Origin of the sequence: Myxococcus sp. MISCRS1 (genome assembly GCF_026626605.1) — a bacterium.
In the GTDB taxonomy this organism is placed as follows: domain Bacteria; phylum Myxococcota; class Myxococcia; order Myxococcales; family Myxococcaceae; genus Myxococcus; species Myxococcus fulvus.
Window position 1 is genome coordinate 9,926,541 of record NZ_JAPNKB010000001.1, and the last position, 22,583, is coordinate 9,949,123.

Below are 22,583 nucleotides of genomic sequence, written 5' to 3' on the forward strand. Positions count from 1 at the left end.
GTTCGTGGTGAGCAGGGGTTCCCACGAAGGAGAGACACAGGTGCCGACCCAGATGACGCGGTCCCAGGTGATGAAGGCGCTCGAGGCGGCCGGCGACCCGAGGGTGCGAGAGCGCTATGTGCGCGACGGCGCCGGCGAGAACGTGTTCGGCGTCTTGATGGGGAAGGTTCGCGCGCTCGCCGGCCAGGTGGGGCAGGACCACGCGCTGGGCCTGGAGCTCTGGGCCACGGGGAACCACGAGGCCCGCCTCCTCGCCTGCATGCTGCTGGACCCGGAGGCCCTCACGGAGAAGGCGGCCCGCGAGCTGGTCGAGCCGCTCACCCTGCCGCTCCTGGTGGACGAGCTGGTGGGCCGGGTGCTCGTGAAGGCGCCGGTCGCCGAGGCCCTGGAGAAGCGCTGGCGAGACGGCGATCAGGAACTGCCGCGCCGCGCCGGCTGGAAGCTCCTCGCCGGACGGATTCCGGCGGGACTGGCGAAGGACCTCGATGTCGGGGCGACGCTCGCTCGCATCGAGAGGGAGCTTCCGGGTGCGCCGTACCGCGTGAAGGAGGGCCTCAACCATTGCCTCGTGTGGATCGGCCTCCATCTGCCGGAGCACCGCGCCGAGGTCATCGCCATCGGTGAGCGGTTGGGGCGCTGGGACACGAGGCCCATCCCGAAGGGCTGCACGTCCAGCTACGCGCCGGAGTGGATCGCCGCGGTCCTCGCGCTGCGCAAGGGCGAGAAGACCGAGGCGCGCAAGAAGATGGAGGCCGCGGCCGGGAAGAAGAAGCCCGCCCCGGCGCGTGAGAAGCCCTCGACGAAGAAGGCGGCACCCGCGAGCAGGAAGAGCGCGTCGAAGACGCCAGCTCCGGCGAGCCAGAAGCGCGCGCCGAAGAAGGTGGCGGCCCGGAAACGCGCGGGCTGAGCGGTGGGCGGAGCGAGGCTCCGCCGAACCGGACTGGCCCTACAGCAGCTCGCTCAGGTTGCTCTCCGCGATGCTCGTCAGCAGGGAGACGCGCTTGTGCAGCCACGACCCGAACGGCTGGATGCGGCCGACGGGCGTCTTCTTCGGCAGGTCGGTGATGCTCTCGTCGAACGCGACGATGGCCCGCTCCCCGGCGGCGTTCACGGAGCGGTTGTCGAAGGCGAAGGACCGGTCGACATGCCAGCCGCCATGGAAGGGCTGGAGGTCCTCCAGCGCCTCATTGCCCGAGGCCTCCACCAGATCGTTGATGTCGTAGACGTCGTCGGCGATCTCCATGCAGCTCCAGCCACCACCGGTGACGTTGCCGGCGTGGAAGCACGGCAGGTCCTCATCGGCGTTCGCGGAGATGATCCACGTGATGGAGCCGTAGACGCGCAGGAAGTAATCCCAGCTCGACTCCTTCTTCCTGGGCTTGAGCGGCCTGGCCTTCAACCACTGCCCGATGCGCGGCTTGTGGAAGCGCACGAAGAACGACACATGTTCCTCGGCGGACGCGATGCGCTGCTTGTCCTTCTTCGCGTCGACCAGCTCCGCGATGAAGTGCCCCGAGGGGATTCGCTCATGGAGGTCCTTGAGCATCGCCACGGCGAGGTCCACGGCCTCGAAGGCGTCCTGGGGCTTCGGGAACTTCGTGCCCTTGGGCCGCGAGGGCTTCCTGGGCGCGCCCTTCACGGGCTTGGGCTCCGGATTGGGGTGCTTCGCTTTCCAGAGCTCCTGGTTGTACTGCACGAAGCCCTCCTTCTCCTTCGCGCGGACGCGCTTCTCCGCGTAGGCGACGGCCGCCTCCCAGCTCTCGTGCGCCTTCTCCTGGCGATCCTCGAGCGTGTGGTTCCCATCGACCTGGATGGACCAGTACTGCTTCCCACCCTTGAGGTACTGGCGCTCGAGCACCTTCTTCGAGTTCGGGTTCCAGGCGTTGCCGTCACGGAAGCCCAGCTTGCGGTAGCGAGCCAGCAGGTCCTCGACCTCGGAGGCGTCGACGAGCGCGACGTGGTGGTGCCCGTTCAACGTGCCACGGCGAACCTGGGCCTTGTCCCCGCGCACCGAGATATCGACGTAGAGGAGCCAGCCCCCCCGATACAACACGTGCCGCGCCGTCACGGGCGCGGAGAACTTCTCCGCCTTCGGGTCCCGCTTGTAGAGCCTCCCGGCGCTCGAGACGCGCAGCTCACCGCCCTCCGAGTAGAGCCAGATCTCATCCTTCACATCGAGCTGCGGGTCCGAGTACCAGATGGCGTCACCGCCATTGAGCTCCTGGAGTCGCTTCCAATCAGGATCAGCCATGGATGGGTTCTCGCCTGGGGCCTGGAGGACGTCAATGCCTCGGGCATCCGCTCCCTGTTTGCCTGGAATCCTCGCGCTGCTCGAGTCGGCGCATGAAGTCATTCAGGTGTCGCGCCATCGTCGTGACGTGCGGCGGCTCGATCATCGTCTGGTGGTTTCCTGGGACGCCGATGAGCTCCAGCCCGCCGCGCACCAGCTCCTGCCATGGGCGCTCGGGATGGAGCGGATGGGGCGGGGTGTACTCCTGGGCGCGCAGATAGATGGCGCGGCCCTCGGTGGGGCCGGGCTCGTAGCTGAACAGCGCGCGCATGTGCGCCTTCCAGACGGAGAGGAAGATCTGCAGGTCCACCAGGGAGAACGACTCCGGCACCGTGGCGCCATCCCGCGCGCGACGCAGCACCTCGAGCATCTGTGCCCGCGGCTCCAGTCCGCGCAGCAAGGTGATGAGCGCGGGTGACGAGTCCCCGAAGATGGCCGCGAGCAGCTCCGCGTCATCCTCGAAGCGCGTGGGGAGCTGCCCCGGGCCCGGCGTGTCGAGGAAGACGAGCAGCTCGGGAGGGACGCCGAGCCGCCGCAGCCGCTGCGCCATCTCGTAGACGATGGTGCCGCCCATGGAGAGGCCCACCAGGTAGTAGGGCGGCTCGGGGCGCAGCTGGAGCAGCGCGTTCAGGTGGACGGAGGCGAGCTGCTCGACGGTCTGGAGGGGCTCGCATTCTCCGTTCACGCCGGGCGCCTGGAAGCCGTAGACGGAGCGCTCGGGACCGAGTGCCCGGACCAGCTCCTGATAGCAGAACACCGTGCCGCCAATCGGGTGCATGCACAGCAGCGGCGGCAGGCGGTCGTCACGTCCTCGTTGGAGGAGGACGACGCCGTCGGGCAGTGACGGCGCCTTCGTGGTGGAGGCCACGGGCGCGCGTTGCTCCTCGAGCCACGCGGCGAGCGCCGCCACCGTGGGGCTCTGGAAGAGGACCTGCAGCGGGACCTTGAAGCCGAAGCGCTCGGACAGCTTCGCGACGAGCTGCGCGGCGAGCAATGAGTGCCCACCCAGGTCGAAGAAGCTCGCCGTCACGTCGCGGACCCCGCGGCCCAGCACCTGCGCCCACAGCGCTGTGAGCGCTTCCTCGAGGGGCGTGCGCGGCGCCACGCGCGTCGAGTCGTCGGCGGACGCGGTGGGACGAGGCAGGGCGCGATGGTCGACCTTGCCATTGGCGGTGAGTGGCAGCGCGGGCAGCACCACGAAGTCCGAGGGGACCATGTGCGGTGGCAAGCAGCCCTGGAGGAAGTCGCGGAGCGCGCGAGGCGCCAGCTCCGGCTCACTCGCGACGTAGCCGACGAGGCGCCGGTCGCCGGGGATGTCCTCGCGGACGAGGGCGATGGCGTCACGGACTTCGGGATGGGCGCGCAGCGCGGCCTCGACTTCGCCCAGCTCGATGCGGAAGCCGCGCAGCTTCACCTGGTTGTCGGTCCGGCCGATGAAGTCCAGCGCGCCGTCATGGCGAAGCCGGACGAGGTCTCCGGTGCGGTACAGCCGCGCGCCGGGCGTCGTCGAGAACGGATGCGGGACGAAGCGCTCGGCGGTGAGGTCGGCTCTGTCCCAATAGCCCCACGCGAGCCCGTCGCCGCCGACATACAGCTCGCCCGTGACGCCCGTGGGCACGGGCCTCAGGTGGGCATCGAGGACGTAGGCGGTGCTGTTGGCGATGGGCCGCCCGATGGGAACGGAGTGTTCCTGCGGCGTGCTCACGGGGTGCCAGGAGCTGAACGTGGTGTTCTCCGTGGGACCGTAGACGTGGAGGAGCCTTTGAGGCGCGCCGGCGGAGAGGACCCGGTTGACGCAGGCGAGGTCGGCGTTCTCCCCACCGAAGAGGAGGAAGCGCAGGTCGCAGAAGGCCGAGGGCTCCGTGCGTGCGACGAGGTTGAAGAGCGCGGTGGTGAGGAACAGCGCGGTGATGCGCTCCTCGCGCAGCCGGCGGGAGAGCATGGTCGGGTCGATGACGTCGTCCTTGTCCAGGATGACGAGCGTCGCGCCATTGAGCAGCGCGCCCCAGAGCTCGAAGGTGGAGGCGTCGAAGGCGATGGTGGCGGCCTGGCCGACGCGGTCGTCCGGTCCGAGCTGGACGTAGTCGGAGCCCAGGACGAGCCGGAGGACGGCGCGGTGGGGGATGCAGACCCCTTTGGGCCGGCCCGTGGAGCCCGAGGTGTACGTGACGTAGGCCAGGTCGTCCGGTCCGGTGTCGCGTGTGGGGCGGTCCGTCGCTTCCTCGTCGGTGAGGGAGAGGGCGTCGATGCACAGCGGTGCGGCGATGCCCTTCGGCACGCGGGACACGAGTGAGGTCTGCGTGACGATGCACTGGACCTGCGCGTCCCGGGCCATCAACTCCAGCCGTTCGGAGGGATAGTCCGGGTCGAGCGGCACGTAGGCACCACCGGCCTTGAGGATGGCGAGCAGCGTGACCACCAGCCGAGGCGAGCGGGGCAGGCACACGCCGACCCGAGGCAGTGCACGGCTCACGCCCTGGGCACGAAGCAGGTGCGCGAGCTGGTTGGCCTGTCGTTCCAGGGCCGCGTACGTGAGCACCGTGGTGCCATGCTGGAGGGCGATGGCCTCGGGCCGTCGGGTGGCCTGGGCCTCGAACAGGTCGACGATGGAACTCTCAGCCGGGTAGTCGCGAGCGGTGTCGTTCCACTCGACGAGCCATTGCTGTCTCTCTTGTGCGGAGAGCAGGTCGAACGCGTGGATGGAGGCATGGGGATGCCGGACCACATGCTCCATCAGCGCGCGGAGATGCCGCGCCATGCGCTCGATGGTCGCGGGTGAGAACAGGGCCGTGGCGTACTCGAAGACGCCCACGAGCCCATCCGCGGACTCCTCCAGGGAGAGCGTGAGGTCGAACTTCGACGTCCCGGGATGCAGCTCCACCGCGTCCACCGTGAGGCCCGGGAGTTGAAGCTGACCGGTGGGCGCGTTCTGGAGAGCGAACATGACCTGGAGGAGAGGGCCATGAGAGAGGGAGCGCTCGACGCGGAGCTCATCGACGAGCTTCTCGAAGGGAAGCTCCTGGTGGGAGTAGGCGGAGAGGCAGACGTCGCGGGTGCGGAGGAGGACGTCGAGGAAGGAAGGGTTGCCGGAGAGGCGAGCGGGGAGGGGGAGCGTGTTGACGAAGAAGCCGATGAGGGATTCGAGCTGGGGGCGAGTGCGATTGGCGATGGGAGAGCCGACGAGGAAGTCGAGCTGGCCGGAGTAGCGGGAGAGGAGGAGCTGGAAGGAGGAGAGGAGCGCCATGAAGAGGGAGGCGCCGTGGTGACGAGCGAGGGAGTCGAGAGAGGAGCGGAGGGAGAGGGGGAGGGAGAAGCGGTGGAGGGCGCCGTCGAAGCGCTGGAGGGAGGGGCGAGGGAAGTCGGTGGGCAGCGAGAGGAGGTGGGGGACGCCGTCGAGGAGACGAGTCCAGAAGGAGAGCTGGGAGGAGAGGAGGTCGCCGGAGAGGAGAGAGCGCTGCCAGGAGGAGAAGTCGGCGTACTGGAGGGAAAGGGGAGGCAGCGAGGGGGAGGAGAGCTCGCGGTAGAGGACGCCGAAGGACCAGCCGTCGGAGATGATGTGGTGGAGGTTGAGGAGGAGGACGTGGCGCTGGGGAGCCAGGCGGAAGAGGCGAGCGCGGAAGAGCGGACCCTTCTCGAGGTCGAACGGCGCCGCGGCTTCGAGTCGCACGCGTCGCGTGGCCTCCTCATCGGGCGATTCCAGGGCGGAGAGGTCGAATCGCTCCCAGGACAGCTGTGCTGATTCCTGGATGTGCTGGAGGGGAGCACCGTGGCCTGGGAAGGTCGTGCGAAGAGACTCGTGTCGGTCCACGAGGCGCTGGAGGCGCGCGCGGAGCGCCTCGGCATCGAGCTCGCCGTCCAGTCGGAGCGCGAAGGGCATGTTGTAGACGCCCTGTTGCTCGTGGAGCTGGCTGAGAAACCAGAGTCGCTCCTGCGCGAAGGAGAGCGGAGGCGCCGTGTCCCGAGTCCTCCGGGGAATGAGCCCGGAGTCTTGTACCGAGGGCGAGGTTCCGAGGAGCTTCTCCACGGCACGCGCGAAGCGTTCGAGCGTCGGCGCCTCGAAGAGCAGCTTCACGGGAACGGTGACACCGAGCGATTCCCGCGCACGGGAGACGACCTGTGTGGCGAGCAGGGAGTGCCCGCCCAGCTCGAAGAAGTTCGCCGTGACACTGAGCTGCTCGAGCTGGAGGACCGAGGACCAGATGGCCGCCAACGCCACCTCCAGCCCGGTGCGAGGCGCCACGAAGTCCTCGACGGTGCCTCCCTCCGGGGCCGGGAGTGCGCGTCGGTCGACCTTGCCGTTCGGTGTCAGGGGCAGCGCATCGAGCACAACGAAGGCCGACGGCACCATGTGAGCCGGGAGCTGGCTCCGCAGGTGCTCACGAAGTGCTGTCGCGGTCGTGGAGGTCGCGGCGTAGGCCACGAGGCGTCTGTCTCCAGGAGAGTCCTCGCGGACGAGGGCGATGGCGTCGCGGACCTCGGGATGTGCACGCAGCGCGGCTTCAATCTCACCCAGCTCGATGCGGAAGCCGCGCAGCTTCACCTGGTTGTCGGCGCGGCCGACGAACTCCAGCTCACCGTCCTGGCGGAGTCGGACGAGGTCCCCGGTTCGATAGAGCCGAGCCCCTGGAACCGAGGAGTCCGGATGCGGAACGAAGCGCTCGGCGGTGAGGTCGGGTCTGTTCCAATAGCCCCACGCGAGCCCCTCGCCACCGACATGCAGCTCGCCGGTGACGCCCAGGGGAACGGGTTGCCCGTGGGCATCCAGGACGTAGGCCGTGCTGTTGGACACGGGGCGACCGATGGGCACCGAGTGCTCCTGTCGCTGACGCACCGGATACCAGGTGCTGTAGGTGCTGTTCTCCGTCGGGCCGTAGAAGTTCGCGAGCTGCACGGGGGCGCCATGGGTGAGCACGTCGTTCACACAGGACGGGTCCGCGGCCTCTCCGCCGAACCCCAGCCATCGCAGACCCTTGAAGACTTCCGGCTGGGAGCGCGCGACGAGGTTGAACAGCGCGGTGGTGAGGAAGAGGGTGGTGATTCGCTCGTCCTGGATGCGGCGGTTGAGCAGCACCGGGTCGAGGACCTCGTCCTTGTCCAGGATGACGAGCGTTGAGCCATTGAGCAGCGGAGCCCACAGCTCGAAGGTGGAGGCATCGAAGGCGATGGTCGCGGCCTGTCCAACGCGGTCGTCAGGGCCGAGCCGGATGTGGTCGGCCTCGCGAACCATGCGCACCACGCCGCGATGGGGAATGCAGACACCCTTGGGAAGGCCCGTGGAGCCCGAGGTGTAGATGATGTGCGCCAGGTCCTCCGACGTGCTCTCACGAGGAAGCGCGCTCGCATCGGACCTCGTCGGTTCCTCGGCAGGTGACTCGAGACTCAGCACCGGGATGTCCGAGGAGAACGTCGAGCGGAGCGCGTCGAGGCTCACGATGGCGACGACCCGAGCGTCACGGACCATGAAGTCGAGTCGCTCAAAGGGATAGTCCGGGTCGAGCGGCACGTAGGCGCCACCGGCCTTGAGGATGGCGAGCAGCGTGACGACCAGTTCGGGCGTGCGAGGCAGGCAGACGCCGACCTGAGGACGCGCACGGCTCACCCCCTGGCCACGCAGGCGTCGCGCGAGACGATTGGCGCGAGCGTCGAGTTCTCCATAGGTGAGGCTCGTCGACCCGTGCCGCACGGCGATGGCGTGGGGACGCAGGGACACCTGCTCCGCGAACAGGTCGATGATGGACGCACCGGCCGGGAAGGCGCGGGCCGTGTCATTCCACTCGACGAGCCACCGAGTGCGCTCCTTCGCGGAGAGCACGTCGAGAGAGTGGATGGGCGCGTGAGGGTTTCGCGCGACCTGCTCCATCAGGTTCCGGAGATGCTCGGCCATCCGCGCCACGGTGTCCGGCGAGAACAGGGCCGTGGCGTACTCGAAGACGCCGTTCAGTCCGTGCGGCGTCTCCTCGATGAAGAGCGTGAGGTCGAACTTCGACGTCCCGGGATGCAACTCGAGATGCTCGACCGTGACGCCCGGCAAGGTGGGCGGGACACCGGGCGCGTTCTGGAGAGCGAACATGACCTGGAGGAGAGGGCCATGAGAGAGGGAGCGCTCGACGCGGAGCTCATCGACGAGCTTCTCGAAGGGAAGCTCCTGGTGGGAGTAGGCGGAGAGGCAGACGTCGCGGGTGCGGAGGAGGACGTCGAGGAAGGAAGGGTTGCCGGAGAGGCGAGCGGGGAGGGGGAGCGTGTTGACGAAGAAGCCGATGAGGGATTCGAGCTGGGGGCGAGTGCGATTGGCGATGGGAGAGCCGACGAGGAAGTCGAGCTGGCCGGAGTAGCGGGAGAGGAGGAGCTGGAAGGAGGAGAGGAGCGCCATGAAGAGGGAGGCGCCGTGGTGACGAGCGAGGGAGTCGAGAGAGGAGCGGAGGGAGAGGGGGAGGGAGAAGCGGTGGAGGGCGCCGTCGAAGCGCTGGAGGGAGGGGCGAGGGAAGTCGGTGGGCAGCGAGAGGAGGTGGGGGACGCCGTCGAGGAGGCGAGTCCAGAAGGAGAGCTGGGAGGAGAGGAGGTCGCCGGAGAGGTGGGAGCGCTGCCAGGAGGAGAAGTCGGCGTACTGGAGGGAGAGGGGAGGCAGCGAGGGGGAGGAGAGCTCGCGGTAGAGGACGCCGAAGGACCAGCCGTCGGAGATGATGTGGTGGAGGTTGAGGAGGAGGACGTGGCGCTGGGGAGCCAGGCGGAAGAGGCGAGCGCGGAAGAGCGGACCCTTCTCGAGGTCGAACGGCGCCGCGGCCTCGCGTTGGAGGCACTCCTGGAGGTCGTCAGGAGACGAGGTCAGGTCGACGACCCGCCAGTCGAGCTCCATGTCGTCGGAGATGACCTGCGTGGGAGTGCCGCCCCCAGGAAAGCGCGTGCGCAGAGACTCGTGACGAAGGACGACGGCTCGAAGACGCTCACGTAGCGCAGGGACATCGAGCTCACCTTCGAGTCTCAGCCCGAAGGGCATGTTGTAGACGCCCTTCTGGTCATGGAGCTGGCTGAAGAACCAGAGTCGCTCTTGCGCGAACGACAGGGGCAGCGCCGAGTCCCGGCTCACCGTGGGAATGAGCGTGGACCCGGTGGGCTGGGGTTCGCCGAGGAGTTGCTCCAGCACGCGCGCCAGGGACTCGATGGTGGGTGACTCGAAGAGGGCTCGGACGGGGACGTGGACACCGAGCGTGTCCTGGATGCGCGAGACGACCTGGGTCGCGAGCAGTGAATGCCCACCGAGGTCGAAGAAGCTCGCGGTGACACTGACGCGCTCCAAGGACAGCACCGTGCTCCAGATGTCGACGAGTCGCGACTCCAGCTCCGTGCGAGGCGCGACGAAGTCCTCGGCGTCGAGCAGGCCGAGGATCGGAGGCGGAAGCGCGCGTCGGTCCACCTTCCCGTTGGGCGTCAGCGGAAGCGAGTCGAGGACGACGACCGTCGAGGGGACCATGTAGCTGGGGAGTCGGCGTCCCAGCTCCTCGCGAAGCCGGGTCCCCTCCACCTGCGTCACGGCATAGGCCACGAGGCGTCTGTCCCCCGGAGTGTCCTCCCGGACGAGGACGGCGGCGTCACGGACCTCGGGATGCGCACGCAGCGCGGCTTCAATCTCGCCCAGCTCGATGCGGAAGCCGCGCAGCTTCACCTGGTTGTCGGCGCGGCCGATGAACTCCAGCTCTCCATCCTGGCGGAGTCGGACGAGGTCTCCCGTGCGATAGAGCCGATCCCCCGGCACCGAGGAGAACGGATGGGGAACGAAGCGCTCCGCGGTGAGGTCGGGCCTGTTCCAGTAACCCCACGCGAGGCCGTCACCACCGACATGCAGCTCACCGGTGACACCGACGGGGACGGGTTGCCCGTGGGCGTCCAGGACATAGGCCGTGCTGTTGGACACAGGTCGCCCGATGGGCACCGAGAGCTCCGAGGATGGCCGCGCCCGATACCACGTGCTGTAGGTGCTGTTCTCGGTGGGGCCATACCCGTTCACGAGCGCACCAGGGGCGCCATGCGTCAGCACGCTCTGGAGACACGTGGCATCCGCGGCCTCGCCACCGAAGATGATCCAGCGCAGGCCGGAGAACGCATCCGGGTGCACGCGCGCAGTGTGGTGGAAGATGGCGGTGGCCACGACGAGCGCGGAGATGCGCTCCTCCCTTAGCCGGCGAGCGAAGACCGAGGGCTGGATGAGCTCGTCCTTGTCGATGATGACCAGCGTGGCCCCGTTGAGCAGCGCGCCCCAGATCTCCAACGTGGAGAGGTCGAACGTCACGGTGGTGACCTGGGCCACCCGGTCGTCGGGCCCCAGGCGGACCTGGTCCGGGTCCAGCGCCATGCGCACGACGCCTCGATGTGGAATGCAGACGCCCTTGGGGCGCCCCGTGGAGCCCGAGGTGTAGATGATGTGGGCCAGGTCCTCCGCGGTGCTGTCGGTCGGCAGCGGCGTGGCCTCGGTGCACTCCAACGTGTCGAGCTTCACCGTGCGCCACGGACCCTCGGGCAGCCGCTCACTCAACGCGCCATGGGAGACGAGGGCCGTGAGGCGTGCGTCGTGGGCCATGAAGGCCAGCCGTTCGGTGGGGTGCTCCGGGTCGAGCGGGACGTAGGCCCCGCCCGCCTTGATGGTCGCCAGGAACGCGACGATGAGGTCCGCGGACCGGGGCAGGCACACGCCGACCTGCGGACTCCGACGGTCGACGCCTCGCGCGCGCAGCACCCGGGCGAGCGCATTGGCGCGGGCATCGAGCTGGGCATATGTCAGCTCGGACACTCCGTGCCGCACGGCCACGGCGTCGGGGTTGCGCGCCACCTGCGCGTCGAAGAGCGCTCCGAGCGGTGTCTGCGACGGGTACGCGCGCGTCGTGTCGTTCCACTCGACCAACCACCGTTGCTGCTCATCCTCGGAGAGCAACGAAGCCCGGGCGCAGGCACGTTCCGGCGCACGGACGAAGGTCTCGGCGAGCCGGACGAAGTGCTCCGCCATCCGCGCGACGGTGGGCTCGGAGAACAACGCGGTGGAGTACTCGAGGGTGCCTCGCCATCCGTTGGACGTGGGCTCCACCGAGAGGAAGAGCTCGAAGCGCGCCGTGCCGGTGTCCACCTCCAGCGGCGCGACCTGGACACCTGGAAGGCGAAGCTGTCCCCCCGGTGCGTTCTGGAGCGCGAACAGCACCTGGACCAGCGGGCTGCGTCCCGGCTCCCGTTCGACTTGGAGCTCGTCGACGAGCCGCTCGAAGGGATGCTCCTGATGTGCGTAGGCGCCGAGGCACGCGTCACGGGTGCGATGGAGGACGTCGAGGAAGGAAGGGTTGCCGGAGAGGCGAGCGGGGAGGGGGAGCGTGTTGACGAAGAAGCCGATGAGGGATTCGAGCTGGGGCCGCGTGCGATTGGCGATGGGCGAGCCGACGAGGAACTCGAGCTGGCCGGAGTAACGGGAGAGGAGAACCTGGAAGGTAGCCAGCAAGGCCATGAAGAGCGTGGCGCCTTCATCCTGCGCGAGTCCTTCGAGGGCCTCGACCAGCGGCAGCGGAAGCGAGAAGCGGTGGAGCGCGCCCTCGATGCGTTGATGTGGCGGGCGAGGGAAATCGGTGGGCAGCGCGAGGACGTGAGGCACACCGTCCAGCAGTCGCTTCCAGAACGTCTGCCGCGTCGCGAGGGCCTCACCCGCGAGCCGCACCCGCTGCCACGATGAGTAGTCAGCGTACTGGATGGAGAGCGGAGGCAGCACCGGGGGCGTGCCCCCGACTCGCGCGGCGTACTCGGTGGACAGCTCCCGGAAGAGCACTCCGAAGGACCAACCGTCGGAGATGATGTGGTGCAGGTTGAGCAACAACAGGTGTCGCTGCTCGGCCCACGTCACGAGCATCGCTCGAAAGAGCGGACCTCGGGCCAGGTCGAAGGGTCGTTCCGCCTCCGCCTGCACCCGTCCTCGCGCCTCCTCCAGGGACGCAGCGGACCGCCGCTCCAATGTGATGGACCATGACTCCAGGACCACTTGCTCGGGCGCTCCTTCGCCGGGGAAGCACGTGCGCAGGGATTCGTGCCGGGCCACCAGGACCCGCAGGCTCTGCTCCAGCAGGGAGGCCTCGAGTGGCCCGTCCACCTGGAACGCCATCGGGAGCGAGTAGACCGCGCTGCCCGGCATCCATCGGTCGAGGAACCACAGTCGCTGCTGGGCGAACGAAGGGACTCGACGCTCGGCACCCACGGCACGTGGGATGAGGCCTTCATCCTCGTTGTCCGACGGAGCCTCCTCGAGGCCCGCGCACAGCTCGCGCAGGACGGGCTGGTCGAAGAGGGCACGCAGGGGGATGTGCCGCCGCGTCGCCTCGCGCATGCGGGTGACCGCCTGGGTCGCGAGCAGTGAGTGGCCTCCCAGGTCGAAGAAGTTCGCGGTGGCGCTCACCGCGTCCATCCCCAGCACCTCCGCCCAGATGCGCGCGACGGTCTGCTCGAGCCCTGTCTCCGGCGCGACGAGCTCCGAGGCCGCCTGGGGCGCGGGCAGCCGCGCGCGGTCCACCTTGCCATTGGGGGTGAGCGGCAGCGCCTCCATCACCACGATGGCGGATGGGACCATGTGCCCGGGGAGCTGGCGCTGGACGTGCTCCCGCAGCTCCGACGACGAAGCCCTCGCGACGACATACGCGACCAGCCGCCTGTCACCGGGCGAGTCCTCGCGAACGAACGCGAGCGCCTCCGTCACCCCCGTGTGCTGGCGCAGCGCGCTCTCCACCTCGCCCAGCTCGATGCGGAAGCCTCGCAGCTTCACCTGGTGGTCGCGTCGCCCGATGAACTCCACCGCGCCATCCGGACGCACACGGGCGAGGTCTCCCGTGCGGTACATGCGACCTCCAGGCGTGTGGCTCCATGGGTCCGGCAGGAAGCGCTCACCCGTCAGGTCCGCGCGCTGCCAGTAGCCCCACGCGAGCCCGCATCCTCCCGTGTACAGCTCTCCCACGTCTCCGTCTGGGACGGCGCGGAGCGACTCGTCCAGCACGTACATCCGGGTCCCCGAGATGGACCGGCCGATGGCCACGGCCGTGGAGTCCTCCTCCGCCAGCGCGCCTCGCATGGGGTGGAAGCTGGTGAAGGTCGTGTTCTCCGTGGGCCCGTAGAAGTTGACCAGGCGCACGTGGGGAAGCTGCGCCAGGGCCTTGCGCGCATGGGGCACGGAGAGGACCTCGCCTCCCGTGAGCAGCTCGCGCACCTTCGCCGTGCCGGGCAACCCCAGCTCCACCAGCTGGTGGAACAAGCCCGTGGTCATCCAGACAATCGTCACACCCTGCGCTTCGAGGAACGGCCCCAGCTCATCCAGTCCCGCGGCGCCCTGGGTGAACACCGCCAGCCGCGCCCCGTTGAGCAGCGACCCCCAGATTTCGAACGTCGACGCATCGAAGGCGACGGGCGCCAGCTGCAGCAGCACGTCCTGGGGCGTCACGTCGACATAGTTGGCCCCCAGCACCAACCGCAGCACTCCGCGATGCGGCACGCAGACGCCCTTGGGCCTGCCCGTGGAGCCCGAGGTGAAGACGACATACGCCAGGTCATCCGGGCACACGTCCCGCGCGGGAGGATGGTGGGGGAGCACGGCCAGCGCGTCGCCGAGGACATCCAGACACAGGCGCACGCCCTCCGAGGGCAGGCGCGGCAGCAGCGACGTGCGCGTGATGATGACCCGAACGTCCGCGTCCTGGGCCATGAGCGCCAGGCGCTCGGAGGGGTAGTCCGGGTCGAGCGGTACGTAGGCGCCACCGGCCTTGAGGATGGCCAGGAGCGAGACGAGCAGCTCCGCCGAGCGCGGCAGGCAGACGCCCACCCGGGGGTTCTCGCGTCCGACGCCCTCGGCGCGCAGCCGCCACGCGAGCTGATTGGCCCGCCGCTCCAGCTCCGCGTACGTCAGGCTCACGCCGTCACTGGTGAGCGCCAGCGACTGGGGCCGCAGGGCGACCTGGGCTTCGAAGGCCTCCGCGATGCTGGCCGGAGCGGAATCCTGCGGGAGGGTCGACAAGGAGGGGGCGTCGAGCATGTCAACGCGTCGCCCCCAGGAGATGAGAGACGGTGGCTGCCGCGTGCGACACGGCAGCCGATGGGACAGGGCGTCACGCGTGAGACATATCTAGGAGGCCTGGCCAGACAGACGCAAGATTGGCTGGCCCTCCCCGCCCTGGTGAGGCGGATCTGAAACTGAGTTGTGTTTCAGGCCGTTGTTCTCACGGGTGACTCGTCGGGTCCGCTGGATTCGTCCCGGCCGCGCGCTCGTCCCCGTCACGCGCGCCGTCGAGGTCCCGGTCGATGCCGATGCGCGTGCCCGAGCCGAGCGGCACGCAGGTGTACGTCAACACGCCGCCGCTCGCGGTGGTGGCCGTACGCACCGTCGCATCCATCACCGCCGGCAGGGCCTGCCGGTCCGACGTGAACTTCCCACCTCCCACGTAGAGCAGGCCCACCTCGTGCGAGCCCACCCGGCCCTTGGCCACCAGGTCACACTCGCCCGCGTTGGCGCGCGCCAGCAGCAGGTCGATGCGCGGCCCCGCCACGGCCGCGCGCGCGGCCGTCAGCGTCACCTGCTGCCCGACGATGGGCGCCAGGTTCGTGTCGAACGCGAGCATGAACTGCTCCATGTTCAGCTTCGCCGTGTGGCCCTCGGGCGTGTTCGGGATGCCCACGGAGTTGAAGATGGGGTGGAAGTCGAAGCCGCTGTTGAAGGTGAGCAGCGTGGGGACGCTGCCGTCGCTCAGGAAGCCAAAGCCCCGGACCTGGTCTCCCAGGAAGGGGTCGATGGGAGAGTTGCCGCTGACGAACGGCGCGCCGAACATGCCCACCTTCTGGTACGCGTTGCGCAGGTGCGGCACCTTCGGGAACTGCGGCTCCACGTCGAAGGATGACTGGCCCGCCGTGCCGAAGAAGCCCTTGAACGCACCCTCGGACGGGTTCGCCTCCGGGTCGATGACGTGGCATGCGCCGCAGGAGCCGTGGAAGAACGTCGTCGTGTTCAGGAAGAAGTCCCGCCCCGCCGCCTGCGCGGGCGTCAGCGAGTTGTCCAGGTGGCGGATGGGGTTGGGCGGATAGACGACCTGGAGCACGAAGTCGGTGAACTTCTGCATCTGCGCCGGCGTGAGCGTCGTGTCGCGGCCCAGCAGGTCCACGAAGGCCGGGTTGAACTGCTTGAAGGCCGCCGCCTCGTCATGGGAGCCCGAGTTGGGTTGCGCGGTGGCCGCGTCGAAGCCGCCGTTGCGGTCGCCTCGCCAGTGCATGGGGCCCTGGTTCGCCATGCCGCGCAGGCTCTGTGTCGCCATGGGGCCCTTGAGCGGATGGAACGCGGTGGACTGGCCGAACGTCGGGTCGTCGCCGAACTCCGGGAGGATGGGGACGATGGGGCTCGGGTTGGCCTTCACCGCGCCGTCCGGGTTGCCCAGGTCCCACGCCAGGCTGTCGAAGTCGCCGAAGATGTGGCAGCTGCCGCACGACGAGTCACCATGGCTGGAGCTCAGCCGCGCGTCGTAGAGGAAGGGCCGGCCTTCGACGACGCTCGCGGGCTCCGGGTTGTACATGGGCAGGTGCGCGATCTCCTGGCGCGTCGTCGTGTTGATGACGGAGATGGCGTTGTCGAAGCGCGTCAGCACGTAGATGCGCCGCCGGGCCTCGTCCAGCACCATGCCCGTGGGCCCGCCGCCGGAGAGGAGGATTTGATTCGCCGTGCTCGGCACGAACGTCCCGTTCTCCAGCGCGGCCGTGGAGTAGACGCCCAGCTTCGACGAGCCGAACGCCGCCACGAACAGCGTCGAGCCGTCCGCCGTCACCGCCATGCCCAGCGGCTGCGCCAGGCTCTTCTCACTCTCCGCGTTGGGCGTGGGCGCGCAGCACACGTCGTAGTCGATGTGCTTGTTGAGGTGGCGCGCCGTCACGCTCGAGTTTCCGAGCACGGTGATGCGGCTCTCGTGCAGGTGGCCGCGCAGCGAGCTGCCCGCGAAGGTGCCCGGCCCTTCGAAGCGCAGGTCGTTGCGCGCCTCGGTGTTGCTGACGTACACCTTCCCGTTGACCGGGTTGACGGCCATGTTGAACAGGATGGTGCCCACGCCCGAGTACACGCTCCCGGGGCCGTGGATGGGCGCGGGCGGGTTGGCGTTGGCGTTGAGGGTGAAGACGTCCTTGTCCGGCAGCGAGAAGCGCACCGACGACGTCCAGGAGCGGTTCAGCACGTCCACCCAGTCCTGGCCGTTGTGCTTGAGCAGGACCCCGACCTCCGGGGCGCGGACGCCCGCGAAGTTGGTGTTGGGGCCGGGGACTCCGCCCACGGCCTCGCCGCCGTCCGGCACCGCCAGCTCATGCATCACCGTGGTGCGGTTGCCGGAGTGGAAGGCCGCCGCGTACACCCGCGAGCCGTCCGGCGTCACCGCCAGCGCCCGGGGCGTGTCCGCGAACAGGGAGACGATGGTGAGCGGCGTGCCACCCAGCGTGGACCCCAGCTGCTCCGAGTCGAACACCCACACGTCCGCGCGGCCGATGCCCGGCGTGGTGAGCTTCGGGTCGAACGGCGCGTTCTGGCCGCGGTGCGCCGCGGTGATGAATGCGCGCCGACGCCCAGGACCGGCGAAGACCAGGTCCCGGGGCTCGTCGCCCACGAGCAGCGTGCGCGTCACCACGCCGCCCTGTCCGTCCACGTCCACGCGCACCACGCTCACGCTGTCCGACAGGTGGTTGACGACCCAGACCTCGTCGTTCGTCCGCGCGGCCACCGCCACGGGCTCCAGGCCCACGGGCACCGAGCCTCGGTGGGTGAGGCCGTTGTTCGCGACGCGGAAGATCTCCAGCCGGTTGTCCGGCGTGTTGACGGCGAAGAGCAGCTTGCCATCGGGGGACAGCGCGAGCGGCCGCACCTGCCCGCTCTCGAACAGCGTGAAGGACGAGGCCTGGGCTCGGGGGCCCACCACGACTCCCGCCACCAACAACAGCGCGACGACGCTTCTTACGGCACCAGCTCGAACAGCCGTACACGAGGCTTTCACGATGATGCGCTCCAGGGGATGGGTGACGCTTCCCTCCCTCCGACAGGGGAGTGACGGCCGGGTGGGAATGGGCAATCTTCCGTGGTTCCGCACCGTGACGTAAATGCTGACATCACGACGCGTGAAGGTTTGACACGCGGGCGGGCCGCGCTTGACAGACGCCATTCGTTGAGTCGCGAAGGGGGCGGGTGGTTGGGACTGGAGCGTCCGGACCGACCCATGGCATGTGTGGACGCGCAGGACCTTGACAGGAGTGTGAGCGGATGGCCTGGAAGATGCCCGAGGAACCCTTTGTCGACGCGGAGCCTGACTCCCTGCTGGAGACCGTCATCGTCCCACGCACCCGGGATCTGGGAGACGGCTTCGAGGTGCGCCGCGCGCTGCCGTCGTCGCGGCGGCGGATGGTGGGCCCGTTCATCTTCATGGACCAGATGGGCCCCGCGGTGCTCCAGGCCGGCAAGGGGCTGGACGTGCGGCCCCATCCGCACATCGGCCTGGCCACGGTGACGTACCTGTTCGAGGGCGAGGTGCTCCACCGCGACTCGCTGGGCGTGGTGCAGCGCATCCGCCCCGGCGCGGTGAACTGGATGGTGGCCGGGCGCGGAATCGTCCACTCGGAGCGTACGCCTCCGGAGCTGCGAGTCGCGTCCAACCGCATGTTCGGCATCCAGTTCTGGGTGGCGCTGCCCGGCAAGCACGAGGAGGACGCGCCGTCGTTCGTCCATACGCCGTCGGAGGCGCTGCCCGTCGTGCAGGATGGTGGCGTCGAGCTCAAGCTCATCGCGGGGGAGCTGGCCGGTGCGCGCTCGCCGGTGACGACGCAGTCGGCGCTCTTCTACGCGGACGTGAAGCTGGACGCGGGGGCGCGGATTCCCGTGCCCGCGGTGCACGAGGAGCGCGGCCTCTTCGTCGCCGAGGGACAGGTGGAGGTGGGCGGCGAGAGCTTCGGCCCCGGTCAGCTGCTGGTGCTGCGTCCGGGCAGGGAGGTGGTGGCGCGGGGCGGCGGGACCACGCGCTCCAGGCTGCTGCTCTTCGGCGGCGAGCCGATGGATGGGCCCCGGCACATCTGGTGGAACTTCGTCTCCAGCTCGAAGGAGCGTATCGAGCAGGCGAAGGAGGACTGGACGGCCCAGCGCATCGGTCAGGTCCCCGGTGAGTCGGAGTTCATTCCGCTGCCGGAGCCCGAGCCGAGCGTGCCCCGCTATCCCTGACGTGCCCCGCAGGACGGGACTCGCGGGCCCCGCAGGCGTCACGCGTCTGCGGGGATTCCGGTGGCCCGTGAGTTGTTCGAACCCTGGACAGACATGCCAACCTCCCGTGAGTCGCCGCTCGGACTGAGGGGAAGCCGACGGGCGAGGGGGGCTGGTTGTGTTTGGATTGTGCTGTGAGGCACTCGGTGTAATTGCTTGCGTGCCGGCCCGGGGCGGTTGTCGCCGCCCGGAGAGGTCCGCATGCGGGGGAGTCGCCGTGAGCCTTACTTGTGCCAAGGTCCAGGAGAAGACGGTTTCCGTGGGGGATTATCTGTGGCTCCGTCTCCAGGAGCTGGGAGTCCGTCATGTCTTCGGCGTGCCCGGAGACTTCAACCTGGGGATGCTGGAGCAGCTGTTGAAACAACCCGGGCTGACCTGGGTGGGGTGCTGCAACGAGCTCAACGCCGCCTATGCCGCGGATGGGTATGCGCGATTGAAAGGCATTGCCGCGCTCGCGACGGCGTATGGCGTGGGCGAACTGAGCGCCGTCAACGGGCTGGCGGGCGCATATGCGGAGCGGGTGCCGGTGGTGGCCATCACCGGGGCACCACCGTTGTCCCATATGCAGCGGCGCAGCTGGATACACCACACGCTGGGGGACGGTGAGTATGGCAATACGCTCGCCAGCATCGCGCCGTTCACCGCGGCGCGGGCGGTGCTGACACAGGCCAACGCGGCGATGGAGATCGACCGGGTGCTGCGCACGTGCCTGCGTGAGCGGCGGCCCGTGTACCTCCAGCTCCCCACCGACGTGTGCTTCCAGCAGGTGCCCGCGCCAGAGGCGCCGCTCGAGCGGGAGGCGGCTGTCAGTGACAGGGCCAGCCTGCGCGCGCTGCTGGAGGAGCTGGTGCCCCGGCTGCGAGGGGCACGGCGCAGCGTGCTGCTGGTGGACAGCGACGCCCAGCGCTTCGGGCTGGGGCCCCAGGTGGTGGCGCTGGCGGAGTCCGCGGGGATGCCCATCGCGTCGCTGGGTTCGGGGCGAGGCCTCCTCGACGAAGCTCACGGGGCCTTCCTGGGCTTCTACGGGGGACGGCTGTCGGACCCGTACGTGCGGGAGTGGGTGGACGGGGCCGACTGCGTGGTGGGCCTGTCCACGCGCTTCATGGACCTCAACACGCACTCCTTCACCCAGCGGCTGGAGCCCTCGCGGTTCGTGGACCTTCAGCCCACCACGGCGGCGTTGGGGCGGGCGGAGTCTCCGTGGCTGCCCTCGCTGTACAGCGGGCTGGTGCTGGGCGAGGTGCTGGAGGCCCTGTGCGAGGCGGTGGGCAGTCGGAAGCGGCAGGACTTCGTGCCCCGCTCGCTGCGACTCCGGTCCCAGGCGGCCTCCAGGCCAGCGGCCCCGGCGGCGAGGAGCGAGGGGCCCCTGACGCACGCGCAGCTGTGGCCCGCGCTGTCCGCGCTGCTGGAGCCGGAGGATGTGCTCGTCGTCGAGGCGGGCAGCCCCATGGTGGGCTTCGCCTCCGCGCAGCTGCCACGGGGAGCGAGCTGGGTGGCCCAGCCGCTGTGGTGCTCCATCGGTTACACGCTGCCGGCGGTGCTGGGCACCAGCCTGGCGGCCCCGGAGCGGCGCCAGCTGCTCTTCATCGGGGACGGCTCGTTCCTCATGACGGCGCAGGAGCTCTCCACGCTGCTGCACCTGAAGCTCAAGCCGCTGGTGTTCCTCATCAACAACGCGGGCTACACCGTGGAGCGCCTCATCGTCGGTCCGCGGTCCGTCTACAATGACATCCCGAAGTGGAACTACCCGGCCATCTGCGATGCGCTGGGGCCGCCGGGGCAGGCGCTGACCCTGCTCATCGAGAAGCCCGAGCAGCTGGCGCCGGTGCTGGCGGAGGCTGTGAGTGCCCAGCAGGAGGGACGTCTGGTGTTCGTGGAGGTCCGGCTGGCGCCGCTGGATGCCCCCGCTGGCCTGGCCCAGCTGGGCGCCTCCGTCTTTTCGCTGTCATATCGGGAGGACAGCGGATTGCCTCGCCCCTGACGCCTGGTGGCATTCCCTCTCAGGGGGTGTCCATGGGCAAATCCCTCTCAGGCTGGTAGCCTGGGAGGGTCGTACAACCCGTGGAAGTTCCCTGGAGGCACGAATGCAGGCTGGAAGGTTCGTCAGCGGTGCGTTGCTTGCGGTGGGGTTGATGCTGGTGGGCTGCGGTGGTCCCGTGGTGGAGGACGCCGAGGCGCAGGACCTCACGTCGCGCGAGGATGCCGCCCCCAATTGCAATGGGGTGTTCTACGAGCACACGTACTACAGCGACGCCACCTACTCGACGGTCGTGGGCTTCCGTGGCTGTGACTGTGCTTTCTGGTTGAACTACGGCCGGACCTCGGCGTTCGTCGAGTCCTACTACGGGACGTGTCGCTAGCACGTCGCGCTGAAACGAAGACGGCCCGCCCCGGAAGTGCTCCCGGAGCGGGCCGCGGTGTCTGTGAATGACAGGCTCAGGCCGTGGCCGCGCGCACCGCCGCGAGCAGCTCGCCCGAGTCGACCAGGTCGCTCACAGCCTGGATGTCCTTGTGCAGCTCGCGGTCCTTCTCCATGTGCGGCACCTTGGAGCGGATGAGCTCGTAGGCCGCCAGCGCGCCCTTGCCGGGCTTGACGGGCAGCCGGAAGTCCAGCGCCTGCGCCGCCACCAGCATCTCGATGGCCAGACACGAGCGGGCGAAGTCCCCCACCTGCCGGCCCTTGAGCGCCGCCGTCATGCCCATGGACACATGGTCCTCGCGGCCCGCGGACGACGGAATCGAGTCCACCGACGCGGGGTGGCTGAGCACGCGCGACTCGGCCACCAGCGCCGCGCTCGTCACCTGCGCGATCATGAAGCCCGAGTTGAGCCCGGAGTTCTTCGCCAGGAACGCCGGCAGCCCCGACAGCGCCGGGTTCACCAGCTGCTCCACCCGCCGCTCGCTGATGGAGGACAGCTGCGTGAGCGCCATCGCCACCACGTCCATCGCCAGGGAGATGGGCTGGCCGTGGAAGTTGCCGCCCGAGACGATGCGCTCGGTCTCCGTGAAGACCAGCGGGTTGTCCGTGGCGCTGTTGACCTCCACCTCGAGGATTCGCCGCGCGAAGGACAGGCCCTCGCGCGCCGCGCCGTGCACCTGCGGCATGCAGCGCAGCGAGTAGGGGTCCTGCACCTTGCTGCAGTTGACGTGTGTCTCCACCAGCTCGCTGTTCACCAGGATGCGCCGCAGGTGCGCCGCGCACGCCTTCTGGCCCGGATGGGCTCGGACGTCGTGAATCTCCGGGATGAACGGCTTGTGGCTGCCGAGCAGACCTTCCAGCGTCATCGCGCCGGCGACGTCGGCCAGCTCCGCCAGGGACTCGGCGCGCAGCTGGAGCAGGGTGCCCACCGCGCACATCGCCTGGGTGCCGTTGACCAGCGCCAGGCCCTCCTTGGCCTCGAGGATGACCGGCTGCAGGCCCGCCATCTCCAGCGCCTTGCGCGCCGGCAGCCGCTGGCCCTGGTGGAACGCCTCGCCCTCGCCGATGAACACGAGCGCCAGGTGCGCCAGGGGGGCCAGGTCACCGGACGCGCCCACGCTGCCGCGCTCGGGGACGACGGGGACGACGTCGCGGTTGAGCATGTCCAGCGCCAGCGTCAGCGTCTCCGGACGGATGCCCGAGTAGCCCTTGGCGAGCACGTTGCAGCGCAGCAGCAGCAGCGCGCGCGCTTCACCGTGGGGCAGGGGCGTGCCGACACCACAGGCGTGGGAGAGGATGAGGTTGCGCTGCAGGTCGCGCAGGTCCTTCTTGTCGATGCGGACCTCGGCCAGGGTGCCGAAGCCGGTGTTGATGCCGTAGGACGGGGTGTCGCCCGCGGCGACCCGGTCCACCAGGGCTCGCGAGGCGCGGACCCGGGCGGCGGCCTCGGGGGCCAGCTCCACGGTCACCTCGTTGCGGGCGACCTGGAGGATCTGCTCCAGCGTCAGGGTGTCACCGTCGATGAGGATACGGGGGCGCGACATTGGGGGCTCCAAGGGGTGGTGGAATGCGAGACAGCGGCAGCGGGGCTTTACACCGGGGAGTGG

Annotated in this window: 8 protein-coding genes; 4 read left to right on the forward strand and 4 right to left on the reverse strand. The window is 69.2% G+C overall.

The window, feature by feature from the left end:
• Window positions 1-40 precede the first annotated feature (40 nt).
• The gene (locus tag OWM54_RS39935) at window positions 41-907 is read left to right on the forward strand and encodes a DNA alkylation repair protein (RefSeq protein ID WP_267700718.1); all 867 of its coding nucleotides are present in this window, start codon (window positions 41-43) and stop codon (window positions 905-907) included.
• 39 nt (window positions 908-946) lie between these two features.
• Here the strand turns inward: OWM54_RS39935 and OWM54_RS39940 are convergent, their stop codons facing one another.
• From OWM54_RS39940 to OWM54_RS39950, 3 genes are all read right to left on the reverse strand, one after another.
• Window positions 947-2,251 (reverse strand): hypothetical protein, encoded by a 1,305-nt coding sequence (locus OWM54_RS39940; protein ID WP_267700719.1) that lies wholly within the window; start codon window positions 2,249-2,251, stop codon window positions 947-949.
• Window positions 2,252-2,282: 31 nt separating this feature from the next.
• Window positions 2,283-14,309 (reverse strand): non-ribosomal peptide synthetase, encoded by a 12,027-nt coding sequence (locus tag OWM54_RS39945; protein ID WP_267700720.1) that lies wholly within the window; start codon window positions 14,307-14,309, stop codon window positions 2,283-2,285.
• 202 nt (window positions 14,310-14,511) lie between these two features.
• Window positions 14,512-17,307, reverse strand: coding sequence for a hypothetical protein (locus OWM54_RS39950; protein ID WP_267700721.1), 2,796 nt, complete (start codon window positions 17,305-17,307; stop codon window positions 14,512-14,514).
• 263 nt (window positions 17,308-17,570) lie between these two features.
• Between OWM54_RS39950 and OWM54_RS39955 the strand changes: the two genes are divergently transcribed.
• From OWM54_RS39955 to OWM54_RS39965, 3 genes are all read left to right on the forward strand, one after another.
• On the forward strand, window positions 17,571-18,518 hold the full coding sequence (locus tag OWM54_RS39955; protein ID WP_267700722.1) for a pirin family protein: 948 nt from the start codon (window positions 17,571-17,573) through the stop codon (window positions 18,516-18,518).
• Between the two features lie 256 nt (window positions 18,519-18,774).
• Window positions 18,775-20,538 carry an alpha-keto acid decarboxylase family protein gene (locus OWM54_RS39960; protein WP_267700724.1) on the forward strand — a complete coding sequence of 588 codons (1,764 nt, stop codon included), beginning with the start codon at window positions 18,775-18,777 and terminating at the stop codon, window positions 20,536-20,538.
• A gap of 103 nt (window positions 20,539-20,641) precedes the next feature.
• Complete coding sequence (locus OWM54_RS39965) at window positions 20,642-20,917, forward strand: hypothetical protein (RefSeq protein WP_267700725.1); 276 nt, start codon at window positions 20,642-20,644, stop codon at window positions 20,915-20,917.
• Between the two features lie 76 nt (window positions 20,918-20,993).
• On the opposite strand, the gene hutH is transcribed toward OWM54_RS39965, so the two are convergent.
• Window positions 20,994-22,520: a histidine ammonia-lyase gene (hutH, locus tag OWM54_RS39970; protein ID WP_267700727.1), complete on the reverse strand. Its 1,527-nt coding sequence runs from the start codon at window positions 22,518-22,520 to the stop codon at window positions 20,994-20,996.
• Window positions 22,521-22,583: the final 63 nt, after the last annotated feature.